21 protein-coding genes are annotated in these 19,038 nt (G+C 66.6%); 11 read left to right on the top strand and 10 right to left on the bottom strand.

Annotated features, from left to right (window positions below; genetic code table 11):
* The first annotated feature begins 39 nt into the window (after window positions 1–39).
* The 3 genes from ACY9XZ_RS07410 to ACY9XZ_RS07420 all read left to right on the top strand — a co-directional run bounded on the left by ACY9XZ_RS07410 (window position 40) and on the right by ACY9XZ_RS07420 (window position 1,832).
* Window positions 40–378, top strand: a complete 339-nt coding sequence (locus tag ACY9XZ_RS07410) for a thioredoxin family protein (protein ID WP_463456406.1) — start codon at window positions 40–42, stop codon at window positions 376–378.
* A gap of 72 nt (window positions 379–450) precedes the next feature.
* On the top strand, window positions 451–1,218 hold the full coding sequence (locus ACY9XZ_RS07415) for a hypothetical protein (protein WP_463456407.1): 768 nt from the start codon (window positions 451–453) through the stop codon (window positions 1,216–1,218).
* 95 nt (window positions 1,219–1,313) lie between these two features.
* Window positions 1,314–1,832 (top strand): HPP family protein, encoded by a 519-nt coding sequence (locus ACY9XZ_RS07420; protein ID WP_463456408.1) that lies wholly within the window; start codon window positions 1,314–1,316, stop codon window positions 1,830–1,832.
* Window positions 1,833–1,860: 28 nt separating this feature from the next.
* On the opposite strand, the gene ACY9XZ_RS07425 is transcribed toward ACY9XZ_RS07420, so the two are convergent.
* A complete protein-coding gene (locus ACY9XZ_RS07425; protein ID WP_463456409.1) occupies window positions 1,861–2,298 on the bottom strand; it encodes a universal stress protein in 438 nt (145 codons plus the stop codon).
* Between the two features lie 4 nt (window positions 2,299–2,302).
* Window positions 2,303–3,397, bottom strand: coding sequence for a sulfite exporter TauE/SafE family protein (locus tag ACY9XZ_RS07430; protein ID WP_463456410.1), 1,095 nt, complete (start codon window positions 3,395–3,397; stop codon window positions 2,303–2,305).
* 166 nt (window positions 3,398–3,563) lie between these two features.
* Between ACY9XZ_RS07430 and ACY9XZ_RS07435 the strand changes: the two genes are divergently transcribed.
* Both ACY9XZ_RS07435 and ddh read left to right on the top strand, forming a co-directional pair.
* The gene (locus ACY9XZ_RS07435; RefSeq protein ID WP_463456411.1) at window positions 3,564–3,740 is read left to right on the top strand and encodes a hypothetical protein; all 177 of its coding nucleotides are present in this window, start codon (window positions 3,564–3,566) and stop codon (window positions 3,738–3,740) included.
* A 62-nt stretch (window positions 3,741–3,802) separates the two neighbouring features.
* Window positions 3,803–4,729 carry a D-2-hydroxyacid dehydrogenase gene (gene ddh, locus ACY9XZ_RS07440; RefSeq protein WP_463456412.1) on the top strand — a complete coding sequence of 309 codons (927 nt, stop codon included), beginning with the start codon at window positions 3,803–3,805 and terminating at the stop codon, window positions 4,727–4,729.
* A 33-nt stretch (window positions 4,730–4,762) separates the two neighbouring features.
* Here the strand turns inward: ddh and ACY9XZ_RS07445 are convergent, their stop codons facing one another.
* Window positions 4,763–5,398, bottom strand: coding sequence for a DsbA family oxidoreductase (locus ACY9XZ_RS07445; protein WP_463456413.1), 636 nt, complete (start codon window positions 5,396–5,398; stop codon window positions 4,763–4,765).
* 251 nt (window positions 5,399–5,649) lie between these two features.
* Between ACY9XZ_RS07445 and ACY9XZ_RS07450 the strand changes: the two genes are divergently transcribed.
* From ACY9XZ_RS07450 to ACY9XZ_RS07470, 5 genes are all read left to right on the top strand, one after another.
* A complete protein-coding gene (locus ACY9XZ_RS07450) occupies window positions 5,650–6,210 on the top strand; it encodes a GNAT family N-acetyltransferase (RefSeq protein ID WP_463456414.1) in 561 nt (186 codons plus the stop codon).
* Window positions 6,211–6,316: 106 nt separating this feature from the next.
* Window positions 6,317–7,015, top strand: coding sequence for a CDP-alcohol phosphatidyltransferase family protein (locus ACY9XZ_RS07455; RefSeq protein ID WP_463456415.1), 699 nt, complete (start codon window positions 6,317–6,319; stop codon window positions 7,013–7,015).
* A complete protein-coding gene (locus ACY9XZ_RS07460; protein WP_463456416.1) occupies window positions 7,012–7,716 on the top strand; it encodes a CehA/McbA family metallohydrolase in 705 nt (234 codons plus the stop codon). Before ACY9XZ_RS07455 ends, ACY9XZ_RS07460 begins: the two co-directional genes overlap by 4 nt.
* A gap of 2 nt (window positions 7,717–7,718) precedes the next feature.
* Complete coding sequence (locus ACY9XZ_RS07465; protein ID WP_463456417.1) at window positions 7,719–8,441, top strand: TVP38/TMEM64 family protein; 723 nt, start codon at window positions 7,719–7,721, stop codon at window positions 8,439–8,441.
* 70 nt (window positions 8,442–8,511) lie between these two features.
* The gene (locus ACY9XZ_RS07470) at window positions 8,512–9,192 is read left to right on the top strand and encodes a metal-dependent hydrolase (RefSeq protein ID WP_463456418.1); all 681 of its coding nucleotides are present in this window, start codon (window positions 8,512–8,514) and stop codon (window positions 9,190–9,192) included.
* A 42-nt stretch (window positions 9,193–9,234) separates the two neighbouring features.
* Here ACY9XZ_RS07470 and thiD read toward each other — a convergent pair whose 3' ends face one another.
* Window positions 9,235–10,623 (bottom strand): bifunctional hydroxymethylpyrimidine kinase/phosphomethylpyrimidine kinase, encoded by a 1,389-nt coding sequence (gene thiD / locus ACY9XZ_RS07475; RefSeq protein ID WP_463456419.1) that lies wholly within the window; start codon window positions 10,621–10,623, stop codon window positions 9,235–9,237.
* A 122-nt stretch (window positions 10,624–10,745) separates the two neighbouring features.
* On the opposite strand from thiD, the gene ACY9XZ_RS07480 reads away from it, so the two are divergent.
* Window positions 10,746–10,910, top strand: a complete 165-nt coding sequence (locus tag ACY9XZ_RS07480; protein ID WP_004590650.1) for a DUF7331 family protein — start codon at window positions 10,746–10,748, stop codon at window positions 10,908–10,910.
* 5 nt (window positions 10,911–10,915) lie between these two features.
* On the opposite strand, the gene ACY9XZ_RS07485 is transcribed toward ACY9XZ_RS07480, so the two are convergent.
* From ACY9XZ_RS07485 to ACY9XZ_RS07510, 6 genes are all read right to left on the bottom strand, one after another.
* Complete coding sequence (locus ACY9XZ_RS07485; RefSeq protein WP_463456833.1) at window positions 10,916–11,797, bottom strand: EamA family transporter; 882 nt, start codon at window positions 11,795–11,797, stop codon at window positions 10,916–10,918.
* Window positions 11,798–11,837: 40 nt separating this feature from the next.
* Complete coding sequence (locus tag ACY9XZ_RS07490; protein ID WP_463456420.1) at window positions 11,838–14,153, bottom strand: peptidase; 2,316 nt, start codon at window positions 14,151–14,153, stop codon at window positions 11,838–11,840.
* A gap of 225 nt (window positions 14,154–14,378) precedes the next feature.
* Window positions 14,379–14,672, bottom strand: coding sequence for a stress response translation initiation inhibitor YciH (gene yciH / locus ACY9XZ_RS07495; protein ID WP_004516073.1), 294 nt, complete (start codon window positions 14,670–14,672; stop codon window positions 14,379–14,381).
* A gap of 44 nt (window positions 14,673–14,716) precedes the next feature.
* Window positions 14,717–16,951: a transglutaminase TgpA family protein gene (locus ACY9XZ_RS07500; protein ID WP_463456421.1), complete on the bottom strand. Its 2,235-nt coding sequence runs from the start codon at window positions 16,949–16,951 to the stop codon at window positions 14,717–14,719.
* Window positions 16,948–17,922, bottom strand: coding sequence for a DUF58 domain-containing protein (locus ACY9XZ_RS07505; protein ID WP_463456422.1), 975 nt, complete (start codon window positions 17,920–17,922; stop codon window positions 16,948–16,950). Before ACY9XZ_RS07505 ends, ACY9XZ_RS07500 begins: the two co-directional genes overlap by 4 nt.
* On the bottom strand, window positions 17,919–18,878 hold the full coding sequence (locus ACY9XZ_RS07510) for an AAA family ATPase (protein ID WP_463456423.1): 960 nt from the start codon (window positions 18,876–18,878) through the stop codon (window positions 17,919–17,921). Before ACY9XZ_RS07510 ends, ACY9XZ_RS07505 begins: the two co-directional genes overlap by 4 nt.
* Window positions 18,879–19,038: the final 160 nt, after the last annotated feature.

The raw sequence follows: 19,038 nt of genomic DNA on the forward strand, positions 1-19,038 counted from the left end.
CGTCGCGGGGTTCTTCGCGCTGTGGCACGTACCGTCCGTATGGACACGACAACGGAACACAGCGTTCGAACGGTCGAAACACGGAGCGAACTCGACGACGTACTGGCGACGACCGACCGCGTGCTGGTGATGGTCCGGACGACCGGCTGTACCATCTGCAAGTCGATGGAGCCGATACTCGATATCGCCGCGAAAGCTACTGACGCCACGGTGGTCGTATTCAATCCGAAAAACGATCTCGACGCCGTCGATGCGTTCGATGTCCGGAGCGTCCCGACGTTCCTGCTGTTTGCCGACGGGGAGCTTATCGACCGCCGTGCCGACGGCTTCGTACCGGCCGAGGAGCTTATCGAATTCGTCGAGAACCCGTCAGAATAGACCCGTCCCCAGTGGGTTGAATTATCATACTGAGAAAACGTTTTTACACCCGCTCGTTGAAACGGTCGGTTGATGGCCCTCCAGATCGGTTCCACCCTCCAAGAGGCGGGGTACCGCCTGTTCAGTCGTACCGGCGCGATACTACTCGCGGCGTTTTTCGCCCTCCTGATTAGCTTTCAGGCACTGTTTAACACGATCCTAGCGACTACCTACACCAGACTGGGGTACGGTGAGATCGCTGCAGCCCTGCCGCTCACCCTCGATATCCCGCTGTCCGTCGCCGGTGCCGGTATCGCTGTCGGCTTCGTTATCTCGCTGTATCTCACCATCGTATCCTTCCGGACGTTCGTGGCCAATGCGCGTGAACACTTCCCCGATGGCGCCTTCACGCGGAACGTCCCGCTCGCGATGGTGAACGTATTCGTCGGCGGGATCGTCTACGGCCTGCTGGTGTTCTTCGGGTCGCTCTTGCTACTCATCCCCGGCATATTCGCGTACGTCGCGTTCGTCTTCATGGTACCGTACGTCATCGTCGAAGACCGGAACTTCGTCGCCGCACTCAAGAAGAGCTACCGGCTCACCGAGGGCGACCGGCTGGCGCTGTTCGGACTGCTGTTCATCGTCATCGCTGCTGGGGCGCTCGTCGGCGGTGTCGTCGGACTCGTCGGCGCGCTGGCGCTCCCACAGTCGGCCGCGCAGCTTCCGACCATCGTTATACAACCCCTGGTGTCGCTGTACAGCACCGCAGTTATCGCGGTCGCGTTCGAGCAACTCCGCGAGACCGACGGCATGCCGCCGTCGGCCCCGAGCGAGGACGGCACGCCAACTACGGCTCTCTGACTGGAGCTGTCGGCCGCTGTTGTCCCCACTCGGGACTACGCCGTCGCTCTGTCGGACCGTGACTGTCTTATCCATCCAGTTTCCTACCGGGAGCAATGCGACGGCATCGGATCGGGACGAGCCTGTACGCCGGCGTGCTGTTCGTCGTTCTCGGGACGCTCGCGTGGGCGAGCGGACAGCCGTTCATTTTCCCGAGTCTCGGCCCCTCTGCGTTCATCCTCGCGTTTCAGCGGGACGGCGACCGGACTGGGCTGGTCAGCGTCGTCGTGAGCCATCTCATCGGCGGCGTTGCGGGTCTGTTCGCGTACAGCCTGCTCGCTGGCGGCGTCTCGCTCGTCGCGGACCCGACCGCGTTCTCGATGGCCGGGTTCCGCCTCGTCGCGAGCGCGACGCTCTCGATTGTCGCCACGAGCTGGGGGATGATCGCCACCGACACGGTCCACGCGCCGGCCTGTGCGACGACGCTCATCGTCTCACTGGGGCTGCTCTCGACGCCGCTGCAGGTCGCAGTCATCGTCGTCGGTGTCGGCGTTCTCGTCGCGTTCCACGCGCTCGTGCTGTCTGCGTACCACCGGGCGACTGATCCGTCCCGGCCAGACCTGGTCGATGGCTGATGCGGTCACACAGGCCTCTGCACCGTGCTCACTCGTCCGATAGCTGGACGGTCAGCACCGGCACCGGCGATTCGCGGACGACCGTCTCCGCGACGCTCCCGATGAGATAGTGATCCAGTCCGGTCCGGCCGTGGGTCCCCATCACAACGAGATCCGCCGGAATCTCCGTGACGGCGTCGACGATTTCCGTCTTCGGGACGCCCTCTCGCCGCGTGGTCTCGACCGAAACGCCGTCCGGTAACTCGGCGACGGTCGCTTCGATGGCCGCCTCGGCGCGTTCGCGCTCTGCCTCGATCCACGCGTCGGCCGAGAGACCGCTCGACGGGCTCTCGAACCGGTTTCGGGTGTCGACGACCGAGAGCACGTGGACCGTCGCGTCGAACCGGCCTGCAATCGTTCCGGCGTGTCTCGCGGCCGCACCGATACCGTCGCTGCCGTCGGTCGGGAGGAGAATGGTGTCGTACATCGGTCTAGAAGCCACCCGTCGCCATCAGGAACAGCGCGGCGGCGATGACTGCGAACAGCCCACCGACGAACTTCTTGATCGTCCCGGTATCCAGTGCGGTCGAAACGTACGGTGCAATCTGGCCGCCGGTGACGGTCGCGGGTACGGTCCAGACGACCATGTTCCACGGCGTCGATGCGAGGTCCATCGAGTGTGCGCCCGGTACGAGGCCACCGCCGAAGACGTGGACGAGCGATGCCAGCACGGCCGTCAGCGCCACGACGATGTGGTTTGTGCCGATAGCGACCCGAACGGGAACGTCGGTTCGGAGCATCGAGATGATGCCCAGTTCACCGACGCCGAAGCCGGCTAGCCCCTGGAAGACGCCGCCGATGCTGTAGTTCGCGAAGCGTTCGAGGTAGCCGCCGCGCGTGTAGCCGTAGTCGTTGCCGTCGCGGTCGACGCGCGTCACTGCTCCGTTTTCAGCCGTTTCGACGCCGGCCGGCCCGAGTTTGTTGGCGTCGTCCGGAAGCGTCGTATCGCCACCGTCAGCTGACACGTCGGGGTCACTGTCGCCTGTCTCGCCCGGTTCCTCGTGGCCGAGGTCGGCCTTGAATAGCAGGTACGACGCTGCCATGAGTGCGATGCCGAGCAACGCGTGAAACAGCGGCTCCGGAATCACGAACGAAAGCAAGGCACCGGCGATGACGAACGGGACACTTCCGGCGACGAGACTCAGCGCGAGCCGTCGGTCGACGAGTCCGTACTGGATGAACGCGAGTGCCGAACTGGAGAGGCCGAACGATTCGCTGATGAGTCCGACCTTCACCAGTGTTTCCGGAGTCAGCGTCTCCCCGGCGAGTAGCGGGAAGATGAAGATGAGAAACGGGACGAACAGTGCCGACCCGCTGATACCAACCGTATTGACGATGGTGGCACCGGTGACGAAGGCGATGCAGAGCCACCAGTACTCGAACCAGTAGCCAGTGCCGGCGTCCGCGGGCGTCGGTGCAATGGCGTACACACCGACGACGAACAGCAGTGGTGCCAGAAATACGAAGACATGCTGGTACTTGAGAAACCCCTTCTGGAGTCGACTGGACGGTGACGACGTGGTCATTGACGCGTGAACCCAGCATTGTGAACTATCGTTTAAATCCCTTGTTGTCTGTGTTTGTTTCAAAAATGATGGTAAAAATTCGGTGAAGACAGCAAAAGCGAGCGATAATCCTCCTATCCTAATATCCCTACTATTTATTTCACAGCCCGTGGTAACATGTATCGTTATGAGTTTTCCAGAGGGACCGATGGAGTCGGGCGGCCGGTCGAGTTACGATGAAGACGTTCCTACCGACGCCGCGGACACGGACGGGCTCTTTGGATCCCTGCGTCGGTTCTCGAAGCAGTGGTCCCGCCGCTACATCGAGATGCGTGTCGACGCACTCGATAGTCGCTGGGACTGATCGGTTCAACGCCTCGCCGCGTTCCGGAAAAGGACTATACTGCCCCCGACGCAGGGACGGGTATGGATATCGCCAGAATCGCTGTCCACGACTCGGTCGCGAAAGCCTGTCCGCTGGAAGCGATGGTCGCCGCGCTGGAAGGGTTCGGCGTCCCCGTCGAAACCGTCGGCGACGACGCCTCTTTCGGCGCCGGTGACTGCGTCGTCACGTTCTCCCCGCGGGACGCGTTTCTGGACGCCGCCTGGGTCCACGGGGTCCGCGCGGGCTACGACGAGTTCGACGTCGAGGCCTACGAGGCCACCGGGACGGCACTGACCAACAGCACCGGTATCCACGGCGACACCGTCCCGGAGACCGTCGTCGGCTATCTGACGGCGTTCGCCCGTCGCCTCCACGTCTATCGGGACCGGCAAGGTGACAGCGACTGGACGCAGGAGCCCTACGAAGCACCGTTCACACTGACCGGCGAGCAGGTGTGCGTGATCGGCCTCGGGACCATCGGTCAGGGCGTCGCCGACCGGGCCGACGCGCTGGGGATGGACGTCGTCGGCGTTCGCCGCTCCGGGGACCCCGCGGAGAACGTCCAGCGCGTGTACACGCCCGACGAACTGGACGCCGCCGTGGCCGATGCACGCTTCGTCGTGCTGTGTTGCCCGCTCACCGGGGAGACCGAAGGCATGGTCGACGCCGCCCTCCTCGAAGCGATGCGGGCGGACAGCTATCTCGTCAACGTCGCCCGGGGACCGGTCGTCGTCGAAGACGCGCTGCTTGATGCGCTCGACGACGGAATAATTGCTGGGGCGGCCCTCGACGCCCACTGGGAAGAGCCGCTGCCGGAGACCCATCCGCTCTGGGACCACGAGTCGGTCATCGTGACGCCACACGTCGCCGCGTTCACGAACCGCTATCACGAGGACATCGCGGCCCTCGTCGAAGAGAACATCGAACGGATCGACCGCGGCGAGTCGCTTCGGAACCGCGTCGCGTGAGGTCCGCCCAGACGGTCCCGCTTCGGTCGCCGCTCAGGTCCCTTCGACCAGCCGTTCTAACTGCTCGGGCGGCACCGCGCCGCGGGCGGCGTGGCCGTCGTAGGCGAACGTCGGGACGCCGGTGATACCCTGTTGCTGGGCCGCCGTGAACTTCTCGCGGACCTCAGACCGGAGCGTGTCGTCCGACAGCGCCGACCGGATCTCGCCGCCGTCGACGCCCGCGTCCTCGGCCAGCTCGACCAGCAGGTCCTCGTCGCCAATGTCCTGCCCGTCCTGCCACAGCGCCTCGAAGACGGCCACGTCGAACGCCAGCCACGTCTCGTAGTCGTCGTGCTCCTTGACGTAGTAGGACGCGACCTGGGCGGGCAGGGAGTCGATGTCAGTGGCGATATCCAGATCCATTTCGACGCCGTACTTCTCCTGGAGTCGGCGGACGCCCTGCTTGGCCTGCTCGTAGTAGTCCTCGTCCTTGCCGTCGTCGACGGAGTGGTCGATGGAGCCGTCGGGGTTGCGCTTCCCGCTCCGGAGGTCGAAGGGCTGCCAGTCGATCTCCAGGTCGTCCTCGCGCGTCGACTGGTACTGCCGCAGCGATTCGCGCCCGAGATAGCAGAACGGGCAGACGTAGTCTGAGAAGACCGTGATCCGCTCGTTCGACTGTGTCTCACTCATACGTCCGGGTATGCGTTGCTCGCGGTTAAACGCGGCCACCGTCTGTGTCGGAGCAGCGCACACCCACGTCGGTCGAACTGTCAAGAAACCCAACTCTATATAGATATCATAGTAACGGATTATGCGACGGCGCGGCCCATCGGTACTGACGTGACTGATTCGGATGACGCCGGTGGCGGGATGGCCGAGCGTGCTATCAAGGGACGCTACTGCGGACCATCTACGGCGAACGAACGACCCGGGAGGGCGCTATGACGGGACTGTGGCGACTGACTCGGAACCGATACGGTCGGTCCGCCTACGACGCGCTCGCCCGGGCAGGCATCACGGCGACGTGGATGTACGAGTACACCCGGCCGCTCGCGGAGCCGATACCCACAGACACCGGCGTGGTCGTCGAGCGCTGTGACCCGGCCCGCGTCGCGTCGCTGGACCCACCGGTCGACGATCTCATGCAGGGTGAGGACGTCGTCGCCGCCGCCGTCGACGGGGATCCGGTGGGCTACCTGTTCTGTTCCGTCGGGGCGACACATCACATCGCGCCCCTCGACCGGCGGCTGTCGTTCGACGGCGCGTACATCAGGCGCGTGTTCGTCGCCCCGAGCGCTCGGAACCAAGGGGCGGCGACGGCGATGGTCGCCGCGGCGTGCCGACACGCAGCCGATGAGGGGGCAAAGGGTGCGACGGCGCTCGTGGCACTCGATAACCGGCCGTCGCGGGCGCTGTTCGAACGGCTCGGGTTCCGTGCGACGCGGGCGAGACGCTACGCCGCCGTCGGCCCGTTCTCCTGGCGGTCAGTCCGCGACTTGTGAGCCCCTCGACTACTGGGTAGCTGAACGTAGATATATAGATTCCTACTAAGTAAATAATTCTCAGGCAAGGTTTATACTTTGAACGGTCGACGGTTCAGACGGGTCGATGACCGAGCCACTGCGAGAAGCGATACGGGGCGTCTGGAACCGCGTGGACCTCGCCGACCGACGGGTCGCCGATACGGTCGACCGGACGGACATCGTGGGTCGGCTCACCGGTGCCGACTACATCAGCCTCGCGGCCCTGTTCGTCGGCTGGGGGAGCGCGCTGCTGTTTTTCCGGGGTGAGCCCAACTGGGGCATCTTGGTGATGTTCACCGCGTTCTTCCTCGACAAAGTGGACGGCTGGTACGCGCGGCGCACAGGCACTTCATCCCCGTTCGGCCGGCAGATCGACTCGTTTATCGATATCTTCGCGTATCTGCTTCCCGCGGCGCTCCTGTATCACGTCTCACTCTCGCCGTCGCCGTTTGCCAGTCTCGTCGTCGGGTTTCTCCTCTTCTCATTCGGGGGTCTCAGACTGATCCGCCACACGAACGAGGGCTTCGGCTCCGACGGTGGCGACAGCTACTATCACGGTACGACGGTCGTTCACACGAACCTGCTTGTCGTCTCGAACTACTTCCTCGCGACGTTTGTGGGGCTGTGGAACGGATGGGTCGCCGGGGTGCTCGTGGGGCTGGCCTGTCCGCTGATGGTGTCTGACTACAAGGCGTACAAAACGGACCTCAGCCACGCGCTTGCGGCCGTCGTCGCGCTGGTGGCGGGTGGCCTGGCGCTGGCGCTGGAACTCGGATACGTATGACCGGTCGGTCGGGGTCGCCGGACGAACCGACCGGCCGGACGGTTCACGTCGACACGCACCTCCACACGGCCGCCTCCTACGACGGATGTACCATGCCCGAAACCCTTCTTTCACGTGCAAACGCCGAGGGGCTCGACGCGGTCGTCGTCACCGACCACGACACGGTCGAGGGCGCGAAGGTCGCCGCCGATCTGGCCGAGGACCTGCTGGTCGTCGTCGGCTGTGAGGTCTCGACCGCCGACGGGCACCTGCTCGCGCTCGGGGTGGACGCCGCGCCCGAACCGGACAGACCGCTCGTCGACACCGCCCGTGCCGTTCAGGACCGCGGCGGCGTGGCCGTCGTCCCCCACCCCTTCCAGCGGTCACGCCACGGAGCCAGCCGCGCCGCTATCGACGGCGTCGACGGCATCGAGGTGTACAACGCCCACGCGCTGACGAACATCCGGAACAGGCAAGCGACGCGATTCGCGCGCACGGCGGGCTATCCGGCCTTCGGTGGGAGCGACGCCCACCGCCCCGGTGGTATCGGCCGCGCGGCGACGGCAGTCGACCTTCGCCCCGGCGAATCGCTGACGACTGACACGCTGCTCGCGGCGATGCGGGCCGGCCGAACGGCTGCCGTCCGGCAGTCGCCGTCGCGGTCGCGTTACATCTCGAAGGTCGTCGAGAACGCCACCCGGAAGACGCTGACACTGTTCTGACCGTGACACCGAACCCACCCGACGACCCGACGCGGTTCTTCAGGTCGAAAGCAGCACGACGTGATGCGATTTTGCGGACGCTGGCGTTACTGGGTCTGTTCGCTGCCCTGGCTATGGGGCTTCACATGGCCGCGCCGCGCCTGTTCGACCCGGTGTGGCTGCGTCGCCAGCTCGCGGCTTTCGACGCGTTCGCACCCCACGCCTTCGTCGCCTTGCAGACGCTTCAGGTACTCCTCGCCCCGATTCCGGGCCAGCTTCTCGGCGGCGTCGGGGGCTACCTCTTCGGCCTCAGGGCCGGGACGGCCTACAGCCTGCTCGGGGTCTGTCTGGGGAGTGCAGCGGCGTTCGGCCTTGCCCGCCGCTACGGCCGGCCGTACGTCGAACGGGTGACGCGGCCGGCGCCGCTCGCCCGGTGGGACCAGTTCCTCGCTCGGAACGGCCTTGTCGGGCTGTTCGTCCTCTTCCTGCTCCCGACGTTTCCTGACGACCTGCTCTGTTTCGTCGCCGGTATCTCGGATCTGCGTCTTCGGACATTCCTCGCGCTGGTCGTCGTCGGCCGAGCGCCGTCGTTTCTCGCGGCATCGTACGCCGGTGAACGACTGGCCGGCGGCCACCTCGGCACGTTTCTCGCCGTCGTGACAGCGCTGCCGGTGTTCTCGGTCGTCGTCTTCGTCTTGCGGGACCGGGTGGTCGCCGTCACCGGCGGTTCCGAGCCGAGCGAGTAATACGGTTCTCTCGGTCTGTTCCGCTAAGTAGGGCATCTCTGTGGGGCCAGCGCCGTCCGACGCAGTATTTATGTCTATTGAGACGAAGGTAGCTGTCAGTACCACGATGATGGCGACGACGCACGCGTTCATGACGGTCGCCATCGCCACGCTGGCCGTCCCCGCGCTCTCCGAGTACGCCGCACCGCCGCTGGTGCTTGTGGCCGCGTTCGCCGGCGGTCTCGCGCCCGATTCCGACGTGTTCGCCAGCCACCGGAAGACGCTCCACTTCCCGGTGTACTTCTCGGTCCTGGCACCGGGGCTGCTGGGTGGTGGCCTTCTCGCTGGGTCGACGCCGCTGGTCCTCGCCGGCGTCGCTGTCGGCGCGGGTGCCGTCCACTCGCTCTCGGACGTGTTCGCCGGCAGCCCCGAGGCCGAGCCCTGGAACCCGACGACGGACATCGCGGTGTACAACCACGCCCTCGGCCGATGGCACCGGCCCCGCCGATACGTCCGCTACTCCGGGGCACCGGAGGATTTCCTGCTCGCAGCGGCCTGTGTCGCGGTCGCTGTGCTCTCGCCAGCGACGGGCATCTGGGCCGATAGCGCCTTGATCGCCCTCCTTACGGTCACCGGGCTGTACACCGCTGCGCGAAAGCACTTGACGACGGTTACAGCGGCGATCCGGTCGCGCCTCCCGGTACGGGTCCCGAGCGTTGCCGTGACGGAATCCGAACACGGCGGCTCGACGCTCTCCGTCGAGTTCCGGTAGCCGGGTTTCCGTATCGCGGATCCTCGGCCGGACTGCCGCCGGTCACGCGTCGTTTTCGACCGCTCCCTGTACGCGTTCGACACGCGAGACAAGGTCGTCGTCGGTCGCCGCGAACAGTGTCACGCGCCCGTGGATACCCACGCCCGCGCGGCCGACGACGGCCACGGGCGTCCCGTCGCTGGTCTCGAACGCCCGGTCGACGCCCCACCGCGCCGTGGCGTCGTCGGGAACCGAATCCGGCCGTTCATCGGGGTCGTATGCCGCGACAGCGCCATCGAGCGACGCCAGCGCGTCCTCGACCGCATCGGTCAGCCGGCAGTCGGCGGCGAACCGCAGTTCCGGGGCGTGCTCTCTCGCGGCCAGCAAGGCGCGAGCGACCGTCGTCGACGCGCCGAAGCGGACGCCGCGGTTCGGCCGGACGCCGTCCATCGTGCGGGCGATGCGGCCCTCGACGGCGGCGACCGACTCCGGCGTCTCCGCGTAGGGGGTCGCACCGGCGACGGTCATCCCTCGGTCGGGGACCAGTGCCGACACGTCGGCCTCGACGAGGGCCGACACAGTCCGCTCGACGGCCTCGCTCGTCGGATGTCGCGCGGCATCGTTGCGCGTCCGGACGAGGTGGTGGACCGCGCCCGGGCCTTCTCCAACGTCGACGTTGTACCGGACCGCGCTCGCAAGCAGGTCGATGCCGCTCCCGACCGCCGCCGACAGGCCGTCACCGTGGGCCAACTGCGTCGCGATGGCCGAGGAGAGCGTACAGCCGGAGCCGTGGGTGGCCTCGGTGTCGACCCGGTCGTGGCGGAACGTCGTCACCCCGTCCTCGGTCACGAGGGTGTCGACGACGGCGTCGCCCGGGACGTGGCCGCCCTTCACGAGCGCGCTGTCGGCTCCCATTTCCACGAGATCCTTCCCCGCTCGTTCCGCGGCCTCGGGGTCGTCAACGTCGCGGCCGGTCAGGACAGCGGCCTCGTCGGCGTTGGGCGTGACGACCGTCGCTTCGGCGATGAGGGACTCGTAGGCGTCCTCGGCCTCGGCCGCTAGCAACCGGTCGCCCGACGCCGCCACCATCACCGGGTCGACGACGAGGTTCGGCAGGTCGGCGGCGCGGTCGACGACCAGTTCGATGACCTCGCTCGTCGCGAGCATCCCCGTCTTGACTGCGGCGACGTCGAAATCTTCGACGACCGCCTCGATCTGGGCCTCGATCTCTTCGAGCGGGAGCAGATGCTGGCCCTGTACGCCCGTGGTGTTCTGTGCCGTGACGCTCGTGATCGCGCTGGTCCCGAAGCCGCCACAGGCTTCGATGGTCTTGAGGTCGGCCTGGATGCCGGCCCCGCCGCCGGAGTCGCTACCGGCGACGGTCAGCACGACTGGCGGTGTCACTGGGGCGTCCGCTCGTGTCATATCCGATGGCTCCACCGGCGGCCACATATCGGTGCTGGTCTCTCAGTTGGACTATACTGTGCGACCGAATCCTAGTATGCTAATAATACTCCATACCACATTTGAGAAACATTTATGTAGCGCTATGTCAGATGTGCCCTTGTACCACAATGGAACCAGCGTCGCGCGATACTACCGACTCCGACGAGCAGTACGGCAGCTTCACCACCGGCGGCGGCGACGTCGTCGTCTACGACACCGAGAACCCGACCGCGTGGCTCCAGTCGAGCTATGCGGTACAGGTTGGCTGCTCCTCGGAGCGAAAATCGGCCTGACCTTTCTACCCGACCGATATCATCGCGATCCCGACGATAGCCAGCCCCGCAGCGGCCAGGCGCGCCCGGAAGTGCGACTCGTCGAGAAGGATCGCGCCCAGGATGACGGCGACGATGGCCTGCCCGTTGACGATGGGTGAGACGATACTCGCCGGGAGCAACTGGAAGGACAGCAACACGACGTGGTTCGCGTAGGCGACGAACACCGCCGCGACGACGAACTTCGGGAGGTCCGCCCGCCACCTCGGCGGGACCTGGTATCGGAACGCGAGCGGCACCATCAACACGGCGATGCCGACGGCCATCACCGGGATGTAGGTCGTGGGTTCGATAGCCAGTTCCTGCATCAGCACCCGCTTGCTCACGTCGACGACCGCGAACGTCGCGGCCGATAGTAGCGCCAGTTGGGCGGGCCGGGACTGGCGGGCCCGTTCGAGCGGGGCCAGTAACGCCGTCCCCTGCCAGTTGGCGACGTAGACGGCGGTGGTTGCGACGACGACGCCGCCGACCTGCAGCGCCGAGAGGTGCTGGCCCAGCAGTCCGACTTCCAGGGGCAACACGAACACTGGGACGATTTTGCTGATCGGCGAGACGTAGGAGACCTCGCCCACACGGATGGCCCGAAAGAGGGTGAGCAGCCCAACTGCTGTCACCCCGGTCACGGCGAGCACCGAGGCGAGGACGTTAGCGCGGTTTCCAGCCGGGAGGAAGGGTTCCCCGCTGATGAAGACGACCGGGAGGTACACGACGGGAACCAGGCTGTACGTAAGCAGCAGGAACACCGGTGACGGGTACTCGGTGAACCACCGCTTCATCACGAACAGGTACACCCCGAACACCAGCGCCGACAGGACGGCGTAGGCGATTCCGACGTTCACGGTTGACAACGGCCGGCCGTCCGCAATAACTGTTCCCTTCGCGTCCGTGTCAGGAATCACGCCGTCGGGCGATCAGGGCTGCACACAGCACCGCGAGGACTGTCACGAGCGCGGTAAAACCGTCGCCCGCACCGGCCGTGGTCTGTGCGTCCGCGCTCGTCTCCGTCTCCGCCGGCGTCGGTTCCGCTGTCTCGGTCGAGACGGTCACGTCGACCGCTCTGGTGGTCTGTCCGTCACCCGCAGACAGCGACACCGTCCCGGGTTCATCGAGGGTAACTGTCCGGGTGACCGTCGTCGTCGCTTGTGGCGGGAGATACAGTCGTTGCTCGGCGAACACAACATCGTCACGGCGGAACGCTATCGCCGCTGTTCCGGGAATCTCGTCTTCGTTAGCGACGGTGGCGGCCACGTCAACCCTGCCGCCTTGCCCGACTTCGCGCGGACTGACGGAGACGCCTGTCACCCTGGCCGCTGCCGGCTCCGACACGACGACCGTGACGGTGTCACCGTCGACGCTCACCACGTACCGACCGGGGTCGGCGAACGTGTGTGTCACCTCGACCTCGGTCCGTGCCCCCGGTTCGATCTGCCCCTGTTTCGCGGCGACGACGGTCTCGTTGAGCGCGAGCGTCACGTTGTACGCCCCCGTCTCGCCGCCGGCGTTCTCGACAACCGCGTCGACAGCGAGCGTCTCGTTCGTCGCCAGTTGAATCGGTTCGCTCCCGCCGACAGGGGCGTTCGTTCGGTACACACTGTCCGCCCGGTAGGCGTCCGCACGGTCGACCGGCGGGAGGCTGTAGCCGATACGGGCGGGAATCGCGCCGAACAACCGCTGGTGGGTCGTCTCGTCCCACATCGACACCGCCGTGGTCGTCTCCGTCTCGGTTGCGGTCGTGTTCCGGACGCTTGCGCCGCCAGCGGCCTCCACCTCGGCGAGGAACTCCGACTGCGTGACCGGGTCCTGATGACCGTTCAGCGACTGGAACACAGCCTGGAGTGTCTGATTGCGGCCGGTGGCCGAGCGGATATGGACGTCGGTCCGCCCGGCGACCAGCGCGCCCTTCCTGTAGTTCGCGTCGTTCGTCCAGCTCGACCGGTCCGTCAGCGCCACGTCGCTGTAGACAGACTGTTCGCCGGCCGCGAGCTGTGCCCGGAACTCGTCGAACGCGATCCGGTCCTGTTCCAGTGTCAGGACGGCGGCGTAGTACGTCGCCCACCCCTCGACCGTCCATCGTGTCTCCCGCGTCGTCTCGTAGGCCTGCCGGCTGTGGACGTACTCGTGGAGCCAGACGTTGTTGGCGGTATCGAGCGACTGCCGGGACTGGACCCACATGTCCGCGTCGCCGATCTGATACCCCTCGACGCCCCACTCGACAGCTCCGGAGGGCGCGGCGACGACGAACACCTGTTCGTCACGGTCGCCGACCCGGAGCGCGTTCGACGCGTTCGCCATCGAATCGAGGACCGAAATCGGCGAGGCTGTCATCGTCGCCCGCTCCGGGACGACCAGCGTGAACGTCTGGTTGTGGGCCGTCTCCTCGAAGGTCGCCACGTCGCCGAGGTACACGATCTCCTCGCCCGCGGCCCCCGGCCCCGCCGTCTCGACCGTGCGGCTGTACCTGACGGGCTCCCGACCGGTGTAGCGCCAGCGGGTCGGCGTCAGTGACCGCGTGAGCAGCGCCCACTCGCCCGCATCGGCACTGATGTACCGACCCTCGGCACCCTCGGGACCGCTTTTCTCGATTGTCTGGTTCGGGTTGATCCGGTAGCTGATCGTCGCCGATTCCGATGTCTCGTCCCACTCGTAGACGGACTCGTTGACGCGCTCGAACCCGTTCGTGTCGGTCACCGTCGCCGCCGCTGGAACGTGTGCTTCGAGGTCGACGACCCGGTCCGGGACCTCGTAGGTCAGCGTCACCGCTACTTCACCCGATTGTTCCGGTACACGCGCGTACGTCTGTGTCTGTCGAATCACGTCACCGTCGCCGGTCTGTGTCGCACCCGATGTGGCCCCTCCCGCCTTGATGCCGGCCGCTGTCGCGGCGTCCGCTCCCGACGTGTCCCCGCCCTGCCCTCGCGGCTGGCGTCGATGCGTGTCGGCGCTTCCGCTCCTGACCATCGAGTCATTCGACGCTTCCGTGGCCGTCCGTGTCTGCCCCGACTCGCCTGTCGGGTCGCTCTGCCGCGACGCTGTGTCGGGGTTATACCTGCAGTTCTCGCCGGCTCCGCCAGCCGCCGTGTCGGCGCTGGCACCGGTCGCCACGGCGTGGTCCGGGGTCGCCGCTACCGGGAGCGGCGTGATTCCCCCACCGAGGAGAAGAACCACGAGTCCGACGGCCACCACCCGCCGGGGTACAACGAACATTGCGAACAGTTACCGCCGCATGGTTGAAATAGTTGACCGCCAACCATGGGCCGTGCTACCACGAATCAGCACCTATCTCGGCCGGTCACTGCCGAAAGTTCTCACGACGGCACAAAACCCGGTCTGGATGTGCCTCACACGTAATCACCCACACGGATACCAGGAATCAGGTCGTAGCAGTCGCTTGCCACGCCGCTCTCACGAGAACCGTTGGCAGTCAGGAGTTCAGGCGACGTTGAAACCCTTGTCGCGGAGGAAATCCTCGACGCGGCCCGTGTGATTGCCCTGGAGCTCTATCTGCCCGTCCTCGACAGTGCCACCGCAGGCGAACTTCGATTTGAGGTCCGAGGACAGCGAGTCCATGTCGACGTCTTTCGGGTCGAATCCCTCGATAATCGTTACCTCCTTCCCGTAACGGCGCTCGTCGATGCGGATGTTAATCTCCTGGGACTCCTTAGCGACGTCCTCACAGACGCAGAGCTCCTCAGGCAGCCCGCACGTCGAGCAGACTTCCGACATTACAATCGCGCCTACGAACACGACCTATTAAACACTGTCGGGGACTACCGGTCGGAGACGATTCCATCGGCGGTTTCGACGGCCTCGTCGGCAATCGCTTCGTCGACCTCACCGCCGTACCGGAGCCGTTCCCGTAGCGTCGCCAGCCGATGGACACGGTCGTCGGCCCCTATCGCGTCGAGATACGCCCGGACCGTCTCACCGTCGTTGCGGCCCCGGTGTTCCTTCGCAAGGACGTACATGGCCCGCTGGAACGCCCGCTCGACATCGGTCTCGGGGTCCACGCGGCGCTGGTAGCGCAGCCACACCGTCCGGTAGGCCCGCTCGCTGAGTCCGGACCGGCGTGCGCCCGCTGCGATGCCGAGCAGCGCGACGACACCGAGCGTCATCTCCTCGCGCGACGGGAGCGCCGGCAAGCTCGGCCCCGCATCGTTGCCCGATCCCGGCTCCCCTGCAGTGCCAGTTGCAGTGCCGGTTTCTGTGGCTGTTGGCGTCTCAGTCGGCTCGGCCTCGGTACCGTTGGTCTCGGTCAGCGGGGCGGGCGTCGACGTGTTGGGCGGCGTGTACCGTTCAACCGGGACGCCGTCGCCGACAGTGGGCGACGATTCGTCCGAACTCGCCTCCTCGATACGCTGCTGTCGGATTTCCTCGCGCGGTCCGGACGGCGTCGGGTCGAACTGCACCCAGCCCTGGCCGGGAAAGTACACCTCGACCCATGCGTGGGAGTTGAGCCCGCGCACGACCCACCGGTTCTCCTCGATGCGCTGGCCGGACGTGTAGCCGACGGTCATGCGCGCCGGGATGCCTTGCGTCCGGAGCATCGTCACCATCGTCGTCGCGAAGTAGACGCAGTACCCCTCGTCCATCTCGAAGAGGAAGGTGTCGGCGACGTTGAAGTCGGGTCTGTCGACCTCCAGCGAGTAGCCCTTGCTCTCCTGCAGCCACCGCTCGACGACCAGCGCCGTCTCGTAGGGGTTTTCGGCGTTCGCAGTGAGGATAGCCGTCCGTTCCGTGACCCGGTCCGGCGTGCTGTCGGGGAGCTGGGTGTACAGCTCCGCGGTCCCCTCGTCGTAGTCAGTGCCGGCCTCACGCAGCCCGTCTGGGGTCGCCACGAGCAGTTCGCTTCTGACCTCGTAGCTGTCGCCCGTCGACAGCGTGCCGTCCGGCTGGAACCCGCCCTCGCTGGAGACCGATACCGACGGCTCCCCCGAGTAGCGGACGGGTCGCCAGGCGGCCGGGACGGTGCCAATGGTCGATTCGGCCTGGAACTCCTGTCGGAGCGTCCGGGTCTCCCCCTCCGGGCTGTCGAGGCGCTCGTCGTCGTATGGGCGGGGGTTGCCCGTCCGCACCCACCCGTCGCCGGTGTAGCGGTCGTAGGAAGCGACCCGCCAGTAGCGCGGCTCCTCGCTTTCGACCGTGTACCGTATCTCCGGCGTCAACGAGATGCTCCCGAGCACTGAGAGGGACCCCCCGGCGTCGAAGAGGCTGCCCTCGACGGTCTGGCCCTCCGACCCGTCGTCGTACGACAGCCAACTGCCCCGGGTGATCGGTACCTGCGAGAGCACCGCCGGGACGACGATTATCGCCGCCAGCTGTTCGAGGACGGCGCGTCGTCCGGTGTCGATGCCCTCGCTGTCGTCGCCTGCGTGTCCCGCCTCGCCACTGCCGGTTACCGCACCGGGTCGCTTCGTCAGATCCGCCGGCTCGTCCGCCGACAGCGTATCGAGCGTCCCGAAGCCGATGGTCGCCGCGATACCGACCACGCCCAGCAGCGTCGTCACCACGCCGGCGTCGGTCGTCAGGGCGAAAAACGCGAGCGCCGTGCCGGCCGCCACCGTCGCCGTCACGTACCAGCGTCGCAGGGCGAAGTACCAGGTCAGAAACACCGGTGCCGGCGCGAACGACAGCACCCACAGCCTGACCTGGGCTATCTGGAGCAGTGACCGCCCGGTCAGCAGGGCGGCGGTGTCGGCAAGCAGTTCCGTCACCGCGGGGTCCGTCGAGAGGTTCAGGATGTACGCGCCGAGCCCGCCGGCGAACAGCACCGCGCCGACACCGACCGCGAAGGTCGGTCTGAGCACGCGGGCTAGCAGCGTCGCACCGACGAGCGAGAGCGCGGTCAGTGCCAGAAACAGGGTCGGGTCGCCGACCACGTCGCTGAGGTAGAACATCGTCCGCAGCGGGGCGCCGATGGCCAGTGCCGCCGCGAGCAACGCCAGTACCCGGGACCCGCTCCAGGGGACCCGGTCGCGGATTCGCTCTGTGATGGCGGCGCTCATCCGCTCACCTCGCCCGCGAGGGGGTTGTCGCGGCTGGCGGTCACGTCAGCGAAAGACCGGCGGCGGCCGTCGACCGACACCGTGACGCCGTCGCCGCTGGCCGTGACGACCACGTCGGCGTCGTCAACGCGGTCGGTCTGACCCGCATCAGCCCGGGCCAGCAGTTCGAGTAGCCGCGTCCGATGGGTGTCGCCGTACCCCTGGTCGACCGCGCCGTTCGGGACGGCGAGTTCGACCGCGAGTCCGTTCTCCAGGGCGGCCATCGTGATGGTCGCCGCCGCGGCAGCCATCGCGTCGGCGTGGCCCCGCTGGGCTTCCGCGGCGACGAGCAGGCTCCTGTCGCTGCGGTTGTCAGTGAACTCCTTGACCAGCAGGTCCTCGCGTTTGGCGCTTGATTTCCAGTGGACGTCCCGCAGCGAGTCGCCGCTGACGTACTCCCGCAGCCGGTCGAACGACTGCCGGTCCTCGTGCTCCGGCGTGAACGTTCGCGCGAACGCCTCCTGCCCGCCCAGCCGGTAGACGGGCGGATACACCAGCACGTTGGTCTTGCTTTCGACGGTGTAGCGCTCCGCGACGAGTCCCAGCGCGTCCGTCACCGTCGCCTCGACGGGACCGGCCTGTTGCTCGCCCCGGGCCGTGTAGGTGACCCGGTAGCTCACCGTCGCCGGCAGGGACTTGGTGACCGTCGTCTCCCCCTCCAACCCCTCGGAGAGCCGGTCGGTGACCGTCGCGATGCCGCTGCCGTCGACGCGGAACTCTACGGGTTTCGTCTCGCCGGGGAAGCCACGGCGGAGTCGGCTCCGTTCGACGGTCGGCGCACCGTTCCAGCGAAGCTGTACGGCGGCGGCGAACACGCCGACGAACAGCGGGCCGGCGACGGCGGTGAGCCCGGGCTGGCCGAACCTGGCGCTGACCAGAAGGGCGGCGACGGCGACGGCGAGGACGGCGAAACCGCGGCGTGTCGGTCTCATTCGACGTAGACGGTATCGAGTGCCTCCGCGACGAGCGCCCGGGCGTCCTGCTCGCTGCTCTCGGTGCGGATGCGATGCGGGAGGACGACCGGCGCTTCCGTCTGGATGTCGTCGGGGATGACGTAACTGCGCCCCTCGAGCACGGCGCGGGCCTGTGCCGCCCGCAGCAGCGAGATGCTCCCCCGCGGGCTGACGCCCAGTTGCGCGTTCTCCCGCGTGTACCGCGCCAGTCGGGTCGCGTACGAGCGGATGGGCTCCTCGACAGTCACGCCGGCCACCGTCTCCCGAGCGGCGGAGAGCGCGTCGAGGGTGGCGACCGAGGTGAGCTCCTCGATGGGATGGTGGCCCACTACGTCACCCAGCATCTCCGTCTCGGCCGCCTCGTCTGGATAGCCCAGATGGAGCTTCGTCATGAACCGGTCGAGTTCGGCCATCGGCAGGTCGTAGGCCCGGTTCTGCTCGACCGTGTTCTGCGTCGCGATGACGGTAAACGGCTGTGGCACGGGGTGTGTGGTCCCGTCGACGGATACCTGCTGCTCCTCCATCGCTTCCAGCAGGGCCGACTGGGTCTTTGGCGGTGCGCGGTTGATCTCGTCGCCGAGGACGACGTTGGCGAAGATTGGGCCGGGCCGGAACTCGAACTCCTGGGTCTTCTGGTTGTACACGTTGACGCCGGTCACGTCGGTCGGCAGCAGGTCCGGCGTGAACTGGACCCGCTTGAACTCGCCGTCGAAGGAAGCGGCGACGGAGCGGGCCAGCATCGTCTTGCCGACTCCGGGGACGTCCTCGAGCAGGACGTGGCCACGGCCGAGCACTGCCGTCACGATGTGCTCGATAGCGTCGTGTTGTCCGACGATGACCTGTTCGACGTTCTCGATCACCTGATTGGCGACGCGTGTCGCGTCGTGGAGGGGACTGTCCGACTGTTGACTGCGTGAGGTGTCAGTGTCTGTCATAGTCGCGGTCTCGTGGGACGACGGCTTGGCACGGGGACTGATGGAATATTCTGCCCTATCGACCAGTAAGTATCTTGTGTGGGGTGCCACATGCTCCGGGCCGTTCAGTTGTAGCCACGTCTACGGCGTGAGCGCATGTAACTCTGTGGATGAGTGAGAA

This window comes from Haloarcula sp. HT12 (assembly GCF_055271655.1).

Bases quoted from the DNA above. Each gene is read 5' to 3' on its own strand.
- ACY9XZ_RS07410 (WP_463456406.1), top strand. From the start codon at position 40: ATGGACACGACAACGGAACACAGCGTTCGAACGGTCGAAACACGGAGC.
- ACY9XZ_RS07415 (WP_463456407.1), top strand. From the start codon at position 451: ATGGCCCTCCAGATCGGTTCCACCCTCCAAGAGGCGGGGTACCGCCTG.
- ACY9XZ_RS07420 (WP_463456408.1), top strand. From the start codon at position 1,314: ATGCGACGGCATCGGATCGGGACGAGCCTGTACGCCGGCGTGCTGTTC.
- ACY9XZ_RS07425 (WP_463456409.1), bottom strand. From the start codon at position 2,298: ATGTACGACACCATTCTCCTCCCGACCGACGGCAGCGACGGTATCGGT.
- ACY9XZ_RS07430 (WP_463456410.1), bottom strand. From the start codon at position 3,397: ATGACCACGTCGTCACCGTCCAGTCGACTCCAGAAGGGGTTTCTCAAG.
- ACY9XZ_RS07435 (WP_463456411.1), top strand. From the start codon at position 3,564: ATGAGTTTTCCAGAGGGACCGATGGAGTCGGGCGGCCGGTCGAGTTAC.
- ddh (WP_463456412.1), top strand. From the start codon at position 3,803: ATGGATATCGCCAGAATCGCTGTCCACGACTCGGTCGCGAAAGCCTGT.
- ACY9XZ_RS07445 (WP_463456413.1), bottom strand. From the start codon at position 5,398: ATGAGTGAGACACAGTCGAACGAGCGGATCACGGTCTTCTCAGACTAC.
- ACY9XZ_RS07450 (WP_463456414.1), top strand. From the start codon at position 5,650: ATGACGGGACTGTGGCGACTGACTCGGAACCGATACGGTCGGTCCGCC.
- ACY9XZ_RS07455 (WP_463456415.1), top strand. From the start codon at position 6,317: ATGACCGAGCCACTGCGAGAAGCGATACGGGGCGTCTGGAACCGCGTG.
- ACY9XZ_RS07460 (WP_463456416.1), top strand. From the start codon at position 7,012: ATGACCGGTCGGTCGGGGTCGCCGGACGAACCGACCGGCCGGACGGTT.
- ACY9XZ_RS07470 (WP_463456418.1), top strand. From the start codon at position 8,512: ATGTCTATTGAGACGAAGGTAGCTGTCAGTACCACGATGATGGCGACG.
- thiD (WP_463456419.1), bottom strand. From the start codon at position 10,623: ATGTGGCCGCCGGTGGAGCCATCGGATATGACACGAGCGGACGCCCCA.
- ACY9XZ_RS07480 (WP_004590650.1), top strand. From the start codon at position 10,746: ATGGAACCAGCGTCGCGCGATACTACCGACTCCGACGAGCAGTACGGC.
- ACY9XZ_RS07490 (WP_463456420.1), bottom strand. From the start codon at position 14,153: ATGTTCGTTGTACCCCGGCGGGTGGTGGCCGTCGGACTCGTGGTTCTT.
- yciH (WP_004516073.1), bottom strand. From the start codon at position 14,672: ATGTCGGAAGTCTGCTCGACGTGCGGGCTGCCTGAGGAGCTCTGCGTC.
- ACY9XZ_RS07500 (WP_463456421.1), bottom strand. From the start codon at position 16,951: ATGAGCGCCGCCATCACAGAGCGAATCCGCGACCGGGTCCCCTGGAGC.
- ACY9XZ_RS07505 (WP_463456422.1), bottom strand. From the start codon at position 17,922: ATGAGACCGACACGCCGCGGTTTCGCCGTCCTCGCCGTCGCCGTCGCC.
- ACY9XZ_RS07510 (WP_463456423.1), bottom strand. From the start codon at position 18,878: ATGACAGACACTGACACCTCACGCAGTCAACAGTCGGACAGTCCCCTC.